The 12,612-nt window shown below is 40.7% G+C and carries 2 protein-coding genes and 1 pseudogene; all 3 read right to left on the bottom strand.

All coding sequences use genetic code 11. The annotated features are described in order from the left end of the window. A pseudogene (locus DKG80_RS10485) lies at nucleotides 1–8,749 on the bottom strand (hypothetical protein); the annotation flags it as partial. Between the two features lie 779 nt (nucleotides 8,750–9,528). Further along, nucleotides 9,529–10,275: a DUF6261 family protein gene (locus DKG80_RS10490; RefSeq protein ID WP_109831300.1), complete on the bottom strand. Its 747-nt coding sequence runs from the start codon at nucleotides 10,273–10,275 to the stop codon at nucleotides 9,529–9,531. Nucleotides 10,276–10,918: 643 nt separating this feature from the next. After that, nucleotides 10,919–12,442, bottom strand: coding sequence for a sulfatase (locus DKG80_RS10495; RefSeq protein WP_109831301.1), 1,524 nt, complete (start codon nucleotides 12,440–12,442; stop codon nucleotides 10,919–10,921). Between the last annotated feature and the right edge of the window lie 170 nt (nucleotides 12,443–12,612).

Raw genomic sequence — 12,612 nt, forward strand, 5'->3', positions numbered from 1 at the left:
TCTCATCGTATTCTACTTCTATCGTCTTGCTATCGGTACAGCCTGATTCAGGATGAGTAACTTCTACTTTGTAAGTCCCGGCTTTGAACGCTAATGGACTTGAATCTGTGCTGCTATAACCTTCTGGACCTTCCCATGAATACGTCGCTCCTGCAGTCGTCGAGCTTGCACTTAGTGTTACTTCGTCTACTACACAACTCAACGATTTGTCTACGCTTACTGTAATATCTGATGGCTTACTGTCATTGTTTTCTACTTCTATCGTCTTGCTATCGGTACAGCCTGATTCAGGATGAGTAACTACTACTTTGTAAGTCCCTGCTTTGAACGCTAATGGACTTGAATCTGTGCTGCTATAACCTTCTGGGCCTTCCCATGAATATGTCGCGCCTACAGTCGTCGAGCTTGCACTTAGTGTCACTTCGTCTACTACACAACTCAAGTCGCCGCTTACACTGACAACAATATCTGATGGAGCGCTTAGATTCGCTTTTATCTCAATAGTTTCAGTTGCCTTACAACCATTGCTTGGATTCGTTGCTGTCACTTCATAAATGCCTGTCAAACTAGAAAGCTTAACTTCAAGATTTTGCTCATCCAATGAACCAAGGAACAAATCATGTCCATCTGGTACTTTCCACTCATATGTCAAATCGGTAATTGTCGACGTTGGACTCAATACTATTCCTCCATTAGCATCGGTAATACATGTATGATATATTTCATCATCTAGAGTCAGATCAGGGGTAGCTTTATCTTCCTCTACTTCTATCTTATCTGTTGCTGTACAACCCGAACTTGGATGTGTCACTACTAATGTATACTCTCCTGACACAGATACAGACGGGCTAGAATCGGTACTGCTAAACATCGAAGGACCACTCCATTCATACGAAACTCCCGCTGTAGAAGAGCTGGCATTCAATGTTACTTCTTCAGTATCACAGTTTAATTCACCGCTTACTGATAATAATATGTCTTCTGGAACACTAAAATCCTCTGTTACTTCAACTGAAGTGGAATTAGTGCACTTATATACTGGATCAGTAACTACAACAGTATAGGTTCCTATTTCTGAAACCTCTGGATTTTGTTCAGTACTTGTAAAGCCATTTGGTCCTGTCCAACTGTATGTCACATTGACAACAGAAGAACTTGCCTCAAGCGCTATTGATTTGTTTACACAATTTACAGCACCTCCCGCTGCTACCAAATCAGGGATTTGTATTAATTCATCAACAACAACTTCTTTACTTTCTTCACATTCAGAACCATCGAAAGTTATCGTAACGACATACTTGCCTGGTGTATCAACAAAAGGAGATGCTGAAGAGGATGTAAAACCATCAGGACCTACCCATGAATAAATAGGATCAACAGCATCTACATCAACTGAAATCTGTACTGTGGATTCGGAACATGTAATAGTTCCACCTGAGGTTACAATTTCAGGGAAGGTCAAATCCTGTCTTACTGTAATGTCTTTATTGATACTACATCCATTGTTCAACTTAGTAACAGTAAGTGTGTACACACCAGGAACTGACACATATGGAAAACGATTGGTAGTAGACCACTCATCCGGCCCTTCCCATAAGAATGTAACATTCGGAGTACTAGAACCAGCATAGATTCTTTTTTCAGGAACGTCACAAGTCAAAGTACCTGTAGTCGCGATAGTGTATTTTGGAACTGATTTATCTTCAGTAACATCAATATCAGAAACATCCGAACAACCAGTATCAGCATCTGATACCTTCACCTCAAAGTTCCCTGCTGAAGTTACGATAGGATTTTGAGCTACCGAACTAAATCCTTCTGGACCTGTCCATACAAATGTTGCATCTTCTTCTGATAGATCTGTTGTCAAGTTAATCATCACCTCTGGATTGTCACAAGTCAATATTTCATCAACAGATAAACTGAATGTCGGAGGTGTTTTATCTTCCTCTACTTCTATGAAATCAGTCTTGAAGCAACCAGTCTCTTTATTAATAACCTTGACATCATATCTTCCTGATTCGCTTACCGCTGGGTTTTGAACCGCGGAAGTAAAGCCTTCTGGTCCTGTCCATTCAAAAGTCGCATCTTCTTCTGATAGATCTGTTGTCAATGTAATCGTTACTTCTGTATCAACACATGTCAACTTATCGTCTACTGACAAACTCAATGTTGGAAGGGTTTTGTCTTCCTCTACTTCTATGAAATCAGCCTTGAAGCAACCGGTCTCTTTATTTATAACCTTAACATCATATCTTCCTGATTCGCTTACCGATGGGTTTTGAACGGCGGAAGTAAAGCCTTCTGGTCCTGTCCATTCAAAAGTCGCATCTTCTTCTGATAGATCTGTTGTCAATGTAATCGTTACTTCTGTATCAGCACATGTCAACTTATCGTCTGCTGACAAACTCAACGTTGGTAGCGTTTTGTCTTCCTCTACTTCTATGAAATCAGTCTTGAAACAACCGGTCTCTTTATTTATAACCTTGACATCGTACCTTCCAGATTCTGTTACTTCTGGATTTTGAACCGCGGAAGTAAAGCCTTCTGGACCTGTCCACTCAAAAGTCGCATCTTCTTCTGATAGATCTGTTGTCAATGTAATCGTTACTTCTGTATCAGCACATGTCAACTTATCATCCGCTGACAAACTCAACGTTGGTAGCGTTTTGTCTTCCTCTACTTCTATGAAATCAGTCTTGAAACAACCGGTCTCTTTATTTATAACCTTGACATCATATCTTCCAGATTCTGTTACTTCTGGATTTTGAACCGCGGAAGTAAAGCCTTCTGGTCCTGTCCATTCAAAAGTCGCATCTTCTTCTGACAGATCTGTTGTCAATGTAATCGTTACTTCTGTATCAGCACATGTCAACTTATCATCCGCTGACAAACTCAATGTTGGAAGGGTTTTATCTTCCTCTACTTCTATGAAATCAGTCTTGAAACAACCGGTCTCTTTATTTATAACCTTGACATCATATCTTCCAGATTCAGTTACTTCTGGATTTTGAACAGCGGAAGTAAAGCCTTCTGGGCCTGTCCATTCAAAAGTCGCATCTTCTTCTGATAGATCTGTAGTCAGTGTAATCGTTACTTCTGTATCAGAACATGTCAACTTATCATCCGCTGACAAACTCAAAGTTGGAAGGGTTTTATCTTCCTCTACTTCTATGAAATCAGCCTTGAAACAACCTGTCTCTTTATTAATAACTTTGACATCATATCTTCCAGATTCTGTTACTTCCGGGTTTTGGACAGCGGAAGTAAAGCCTTCTGGTCCTGTCCATTCAAAAGTCGCATCTTCTTCTGATAGATCTGTTGTCAATGTAATCGTTACTTCTGTATCAGCACATGTCAACTTATCATCCACAGATAAGCTCAACGTTGGAAGTGATTTATCTCCTTCTATATCTATGAAGTCTGTCTCTGAACAACCATTTTCTTTATTAGTGACAATGACAGTATACTTTCCAGCTTCTGACACTTCAGGGTTTTGAGCTGCTGAGGTAAAGCCTTCTGGCCCTGTCCATTCAAATTTTGCGTTCTCTTCTGATAGATCTGTAGTCAGTGTAATGGTCACTTCCGTATCATCACACGTCAACTTATCATCCGCTGACAAACTGAAAGTAGGAGGTGTTTTGTTTTCCTCCACATCTACATACCCGGTTTGAGTACAACCACTTGCTGTATTCGTAGCTATCACTGTATATCTTCCTCCTTCAGATACCTCTGGTTTTTGATCGGCGGAAGTAAAGCCTTCTGGACCTGTCCATGCATATGTTGAACTTACTGACGAAGAAGCTGCATTTAACTCCACGGTTGGGTTATCACAATTAATCACTCCATTAACTGTCACAGCCAAATCAACAGCTCCTTGATCAGCTGTAACTTCTACATCATCAAAAGCATAGTTTTCATGTATCCCTGTAGTTCTTACTTTCAATATAATCTGAAGCGTATTTCCTGCCAGTGTTGGTGATTCTATAATGCTAAACGGCATCATTCCTTGTTCATCAAATAGTTTGATTTCTGTACCTGAATCAACTACATAATAAACTCTGAAGTAATCAAACACCTCATCCGTAGGGTCGTCATTAAGGTCCCCAAAACCTTGACCTTTTAGAGTAAATCTAAGACCTTCTTTTCCACTGATATCAATAATCTCAGATTTCCAGATTCCTTCCCCATCAAGATTGTAGACATAAAAAGCCTGATCTTTAGTCTCAAAATAAGTATTGCCTGCATCACCTACTGATCCAGTACCATTTACGACTGAGGTCCAAGCGGTACTTCCTGTATCATTTGTAATACCATCAGATAAATTGAAGTCTTCTGTCCATATCTTCTCTCTTGTTTGGCTGATCACCTGAACTGGTTTTGTAGAAGTACAGCCGTTAATCGGATTTGTAGCGATGGCGGTATATACTCCTGCTTCAGATACTGTAGGGTTTTGCTCTGTAGAACTATAGCCGTCAGGACCTGTCCATGAGTAAGTCGCGTTTGTTGTTGGAGAAATTGAGGTTAGCTCAACAGACGATACTTCACAAGTAATATCACCTGAAACAGATGCATCTATACCTGGTTCATCTTTATCTATATCTACTACTGCAAAACCAACGATTGAACATCCTCCCGATAAAGTAGCAGTCAAACGATATGTGCCAGCTAAGCTTACTATTGGGTTTTGAACACTTGATGTATATCCTTCTGGACCTGACCATTGGAATGATGAAGTGGTACCATCGGTAATTGTTGCTGTAATCTGAGCACTACTATTAATACAAGTAATTGGATTGCTCACGGAGGTTATGATAGAAGATGCTCCACTATCATTGTCACCTGTCATAGTTACATTATCAAAGTAATATCTTTCACTTTCGTGAGAGTTTTTAGCTCGTACTATGATTTGAAGTGTACTTCCTGTTAATGCCCCTGACGATACTGTCAAAGTAGATAAACCATTATCTACTCCATTTAGTCCCCCAATATTCTCAGATAAAAGAACCTCAGATCCGCCATTCAATTTATAATAAACATTGAGGTAGTCACTGGTTTCAAAATAGTCACTAGATTTATCTGTATCACTCTTTAAATCAATGGAGAAAATCACCTCTCCACGAGAAGAAATATCCACTGCTTCTGATTTCCATGTTAGTTGGTCAGCATTGGAGAATGACACTTTGAACTCCGAGTTTCTTACAAAATAATAACCTGAAGTAGAAGTGGTCTGTATTGACCAAGCAGTCTCTCCTGTGTCTGAAGTAGTACCTGTAGCAAGATCAAAGTCTTCTAACCAAAAGACATTTGAAGCTCCACTCTGTATTACTTTAACTGATTTAGTATTAGAACACCCATTACTTGGGTCTACTACTTTCACTGTATAATCACCAACAATGCTGACTGATGGGTTTTGAGTAGAAGAGCTAAAACCATCAGGTCCTGTCCATGCGTAAGTAGCTCCTGATACTGACGATGAAGCACTTAGTGTAACACTAGATACTGAACATGTCAACTCTCCTCCTGTAGCTACCAAATCAGGTGTTGAGATTTCTTCTTTTACTTCTACAGTAGTGCTATTCGTACAACCACTAGCGGTGCTCGATACCGTGACGGTGTATGTTCCAGATTCAGATACTTCTGGGTTTTGTAATGAAGAAGTAAAACCTTCTGGCCCTGTCCAGCTATAAGTTACTCCTGTAGATGATGATGTCGCATTGAGCTGAACGGTTGAATTGATACAGTTAATAGCACCATCAACACTAGCCTCCAAGTCAAGTATTTCACTACCTGCTGATACTTCTATATTGTCAAAGGAATAGTTTTCTGTGAGTCCAGTAGTTCGTAGTTTCAATATGATCTGGAGTGTATTTCCTGTCAACTCTGGTGATTCGATGACAGACAATGACATCTCTCCATCTTCATCAAAGATCTTGACTTCAGTTCCTGAGTCAATCGAATAATACACTCTGAAGTAATCATACATAGCATCATCCAAGTCACTATCCAAATCTCCAGAGCCATGACCAGTCAGCGAAAACTTAACACTCTCCTTGCCTGTGATGTCGATTAATCCTGAAGTCCAAATGCCTTCACCATCTAAGTTGTAGACATAAAAAGATTGATCCTTTGTAGCGAAAAATGGCTCTCCAGGGTCACCTACAGAACCTGTTGGATTAATGTTTTGTGACCAAGAAGTGCTCCCGGTATCGTTATTAGTGCCATCAGGCAGATTGAAGTTTTCTACCCATAGCATTTCTCTTCCTAAGACAGTTACCTGAATAGATTTTGAAGATGAACAGCCATTGATAGGATTAGTAGCAGTCACGATATAGGTTCCTGCTGTTGATACAGTAGGGTTTTGTGATGAAGAGCTAAAACTTGCTGGTCCTACCCAGCTATAACTTACACCTGCGACAGACGAGGTAGCATTTAGAGTCACACTGCTAACTGCGCAGCTTAGCTCTCCTCCAGTAGCCACTAAATCTGGCTCGTTTTTATTTTCTTCTACAGTGACTGATTCTGTTACTGTACATCCTCCAGGCAACGTCGCTGTCAAATTGTATGTACCTGCCTGATTGACGGTTGGGTTTTGATTTGTTGACGAGTAAGAATCAGGTCCTGTCCATTCAAAAGAAGAAACCGTTCCGCCTGAGACGGTTGTGATGATTTGCGCAGTGCTAGCCTTACAAGTGATCTTATTAGATACAGAAGTGGCTATTGCTACATCTCCTCCTGAAGATTGGCTGCTGATTGCTACATTGTCAAAACAATATCTTTCGGTTTCGTGTGAGTTTTTTGCTTTGACGATGATCTGAAGTGTACTTCCTGTAAGCGGGTCAGATGTTACTGTCAAAGTAGATGGGCCATTATCTACTCCATTCAACCCTGCGGTATTTCCAAATAACAAGGTTTCTGATCCTCCATTCAATCTATAGTAGACATTGATATAATCACTACTCTCGAAGTAATCTCTTGGCTCATATGTATCACTCTTCAGGTCGATTGAAAATGATACTTCTCCACGAGATGAAATATCTACTTCTTCAGATCTCCAAATCATTTCGTTTGAACTCTCAAACGAGACTTTAATCTGATTACCTAATACGTAATGAATTCCTGAAGAAGAACTACTCTGTATTGACCAAGCCGTCTCGCCTGTATCTGATGACGTTCCGGTAGGGAAATTGAACTCTTCTAACCAAAAGGTATCGGTATTGTCTTCCACTACGTCGATTGATTTGGTAGTGGAACATCCTCCTACTGGATCTGTTACCGTGACCGTATACTTGCCCGGTTCTCCTACTGTTGGATTTTTAAGAGTGCTAGAAAACCCTCCAGGTCCTGACCAACTGTAAGTGGCTCCTGATACGGAAGTAGACACATTCAAAGTCACATCTGTAGAACAAGACAAAGATCCAGAACTCGTTACTGTTACGCTTGGAAGAGTTTTCTCTTCGACCACTGTAACACTAGTCGTAGCTGAACAACCATCCTTAGATACTTGTAGCGTATAAGTTCCAGCAGCATCTACAGATGGACTTTGAGATGAAGATGAAAATCCATTGGGGCCGGTCCATAAATAATTTGGTGAACTGAGGTTGGTCGATCCTGAAAGGGTAACTGTATTCTGCGAGCAGGTCAACTTGCCGCTTACACTGGCTGTTGCAGTGATGGATTCAATTGCCTTTACTTTTATATCATCTATGAAGTAAATTTCATTGGATCCTGAAGCTCTACCTTTTATTATGAGCTTAACCCTGCTGCCACTTAGTGCTCCCGTACTAACTGTTTTCCAGCCTTCACTTCCTGTATCTACGGCAGCTATGTTTTCAAAAAACAAGGTCTCTGGACCGTTATCTACTCTATAATAAGCTCTGATATAGTCCATACTACTTCCTGAATCATCAAAAGTGTCTCCATTTCGAGTACGGCTTCTAAGATTGAAAGAAAGTGAAACTGTCTGACCTGAAGCGATATTGACGTTCTCTGTGTAAAGACCGATTTCTTGATCCAAGCCTGTATTGGTGACTACGAAGGCATTGCTAAATACATATCCTGGTCCTGAGCCTGTACTGGTAGTAGACCAAGCGGTAGAACCTGTGTCGTTTTGTGTGTTATTACTTAGCGAAAATCTTTCATGCCAAATGGTAGTGGCTAGAGCATCACAGAGTGGCTCGCTTGCGCATTCGCCTTTTTCTTTGAATAAATCAAATCTCTCAATGTACTGCTTTGAGGTTTGAGAGCCTCCTTTGTCGTAATTATAGAATTCAACGATGAATTGTACATGGTCACCATTGAACTCTGGAGAGATCAAGGTTCGAGTACCTACAAATCCGAATACCTCTCCAAATTTTATTTGAGGTCCTCCGTCTACTCTGTAGTAAGCTTTAACATATTCAGAACCAACGAGGTCACCTTCTGTATGAATCTTGACCGAAACTTGTACTCCAGTATTTCCTTTGATAGGAATTTGGTTACTGTACCAGACGCCGACTCCACCGAGATTTTCTGCGATCAGTCGATTGGATCTTACAGCAAACTGTTTGGCAGATGGAGTATTGGACTCATCTAAGTTCCAGCCCCCTATACCAGATGCACTTTTAGTGCCATTTGCTAATCCTTGAAAATTACCTCTAAATATCTCACAGTCAGGACTTGCTACCAACGGTGAGGACAGTTGAAAAAATGAAATAACCATGAAAAGCACCCATAGCTGACGGCCCTTTTCGGTCAAAAACGAAGACATACCCTTTTGTTTTTTTAAGAATAAATAATAACCTGCCCGTCTATCCTTTTAATAGACAGAATAAAATGATATTGGGATATCTAATAACAAGTGAGGGATTTACCTAAAAAGGCTTCTAAGTGGATCACGGACGCACTATCGAGAAAAATCGTTCATTTAACTCAAAACTAGAACGTTACTCGCAAACGTATTTTTTTTCTGAATTAATAACAATAAAAAACAGTGAAATAAATAACATTTAATATCTGGGCAATACTTGATTTACCAGATTATTAATGTCTACTATGAAGGTATTCGTCTATGCATTGCTCTGAACTAGAGGCTCGCATGGCACACAATGCTTTCGAATGGAATGAAGATGTTATTTTGCAATAATTAATCATGACTTTGTAAAAATCAAAGTGATGAAACCATTATTTACAAAATCTTAATCGTTTATGTACATTTTTTAGAATCAAAAGGTCGGATAATCTGATATGCACTAGTTAAAAAACAAACCTTCTTTAATTCTGAGATTTGTTTTAGCCTAAAATAGAACTTGACATGCAACCCCAATGAGATATAAGTCAGCAATTAAAATCGCCCGGCCTTCTTTTCATTCTTCTTGAATTTTTTTTTTACAACTAGGCTCTTAAGTACATTCTTTGACTAAAGTCTTGTTGCCGATGTTTATCATGGCTCTTGATACAACAACCAATAATGAAAAGTAATTTTTGTATTTCAGACATTTAATCTAAACCACCCCAACAGCTGCTGGGGCGGTTGATTAAAAGATTGATTTAAGCTACTTCTTCTGGAGCTTCTTCCTCTGTCTCGGTGGCTTCGTTTTCAGAACGGGTCTTTCTAGCCTTGGCGACTGTCATGACTGAACTGGTGATTCCATCGATTTGCGTAATCAACTCTTCGAATTCTCCGTCAGTTGTACTTTGAAGGATGTCGAAGGTGCTGATTAGTGCATTGAGGTGTGGCGCTATACCTGACTTGGCTTCCGAGAGTGTCGGATAGTCCGCTAGCTGATCGGCTTCAAGGCGCTCGTTGTAGAGGTTGTTGAATTCGACTTGCGCTTGCTTCAGTTCCTCATAGATCTCCTTGACATTCATTGTAGTCATTGCTGGCTGATACTGCTCTTCATCTAGTTCGTTGAAGAGTGCAGATAGCTTACCTGACTGCTCTGTGTATCCCAATCGGTAAAGTCCAGTGCCGGCTTGCTCTATCACAGGCCAAACTTTGTTGTATGCCTCTTGGATCACTTCACTTCGACGACGCTTGTTAGCATCGACTAGGTCTCTAAATCCTATGAACAAATCATCTCTCAGTGCATCTAGTTTAGAGAGTTCGCTCACCAACTGATTGAGTCGTACGGCTACGAGTGCTTGCTGTAGCGCTTCAAGATCTAGCTCTAGTAGATCGACGATCTTGAGTACGAATGGGTCTGTAATTCCTGCCTCTTGGATGGCCTTTAGGTAATTAGCTGTTGTTTCGGCCAGCTCTGCTGGCAATAAGTAGCTTGTTCTAAGCTTAATCATATTGAACGGTTTAAGTTAATCAAATGCTGCAAAGTCAAAGATAACGGCTGCCGTTGGCTTGTTTGAAGTGATTGGGAAGATTTTTCGGGGAGATAGATGGAAGTTTTGCACTAGTCTACCGTCTATCGAAGGTGCATGAGAGTGTAAAAGATGTTTCACTCCACTCAATATGAGTGTTTTAAATTTTAAATAAGACGAAAGCTACTGAAGTTGGTCTTCCAAAAAAGTTTTTTGCTCCACATCTGCTGACTTGAAGGACGCAAATTTTCTAGATTGAGTAATCCGGCTGGCGAAAGCGAAAAAAAATATTTTTAGGAGTAATCCGCACCGCTAGAAGCTCGTAGATTTTTTTAATCGAAAAATCAGTGCTGAGAAAAGCGAAATAATAATTTCTGCGAAGTAATCGGCGCTAAGTGGACCCAAAAATATTTTTTTTGGAGTAATCCGAACGGCGCAGAGCTCGTAGAAAATTTACGAGCTCCAAGTCAGCAGATGTCCTCCGTGAAACTTTTTTCGACTAGTAAATCGGCTTGAGTTGGTAAAAAAAAATTCTACGGGGCTTGATTCCACCGGTCATTGAGGGAAATAATTTTTTCTCTTGACTCCGATCAGTGATTGATTAAGGTTTGGTCTATTTCTTCTATCAATGACCTATATGACTCTCTTTTGTTTTAGATTTTAGTGCTTCTAGATCCTCTGGTGTGACGATCGCGGACTTTTTGAAAAGCCATTTCTCCTCATGTACTGGATCATAATTAGGATTGGCTGTTGGTAGCTGAGCGCCTACTTTTTCTCTCCATTGGTTTAGCATCTGAAACAATTCTTTGGTGATGTCTGGTTGCTCATCGACCTTATTGATGGTCTCTCCGATGTCTTCCTTGAGATTGTAGAGTTGAAGTTGTTCTTCTTCGAATACTTGGATTAGTTTCCAGTTTCCTTTTCTTACTGCACTATAGGGTTTGGCTCCTTCGAGGTGGTAGTGTGGATAGTGCCAATATACTGCACCTCTGTCTTGATCTTGGTTGGATAGTAGGGTGCTTGACAAGTCCTTTCCATCGATATTTTTGAGAGCTTCTGTGTTTTGGGACTTGATCAGGCTTAGTACTGTCGGGTATATATCCGGAGATATGGCGATGGTTTTGGATATTCGCCCTCCTTCTATGCCGTCTGGCCAGCTAATAACTAATGGCACTCTGACTCCTCCTTCATAGATATCTCCTTTGCCGCTTCTGAGTGGGTAGTTGTCGGTGACGCTTTGGGTCTTTTTAAAGTTTTTTCTCAGCCCTCCATTGTCACTGAAGAATATAAAAATAGTATTGTCATAGATTCCTGTAGCCTTGAGTTGATCGACTACTTGTCCTACGGCATCGTCCATGTGCTCGACCATCGCGGCATATACGGGATTGCTATGATGCAGACTGTCGTTGGCTATCGCTTCGTATTTACGGATCTTATCTTCTTTGGCTTGTAGTGGTGTGTGTACATTGTACAGCCATAGGTTCATGTAAAATGGTTTTTCGGACGTGGCACTGGCTTGTATGTAGGCTGAGGCTTCGGCTGCGAGTCGCTCTGTGAGGTATTCTCCTTCTGGGCCATCTTCTAGTCGAGGATTTTGGTAAGGGCTAAAATAGCCTCCTCCACCGTGGGACTTGGGAGATCCTGCTGAATGTCCTGCGATATTTTGATCAAATCCTTGGTTTTCGGGCCAGTAGTTTTCCGTCTCCCCGAGGTGCCATTTGCCTAAGTGAATGGTATTGTATCCTTCATCTTTGAGGGCTTCGGCTAGTGTATATTCTTTTGGGTCCATATACATGGTCCACTCTGGGATCGCCATTTTGGCAAATGGCTTCTTGTGTCCCGTGATCCAGTCGGTACAGTTGATGGTTGCTGGATATTTTCCAGTCATTAGACTGGCTCTTGATGGGGAACATACGGTACAGGCTGCATAGGCATCGGTGAACTTGACTCCATCTTCTGCGAGTCGGTCTACATTAGGGGTCTGGTATAGGTCGCTTCCAAACGTAGCGGCATCTGTCCATCCTAAGTCATCGACTACAAAAAGTACTACATTGGGCTTTTTGATGGCTGTTTCTTTTTTTGATTCACATGCCATCAGGGCAAGTAGTGACATAGCTAGTGATGCTACGTTTTTCAGTGCTATTTTCATCCTATAATATCTTCTTATCAATCAAGTCTGAGCAGATTTTTGATCTACTCTTCTCTCCAAAACTAGGAAAAGATAGATCTGTATCAAATTCCATTTACTTTTGTGATTCCTCAGCCAAACTATCCAGTCGCTGGTTCGAACTAACTACAATTCCAATTTGTTTGGTCAAT

The organism is Reichenbachiella versicolor (assembly GCF_003171675.1).
Classification (GTDB): Bacteria; Bacteroidota; Bacteroidia; order Cytophagales; family Cyclobacteriaceae; genus Reichenbachiella; species Reichenbachiella versicolor.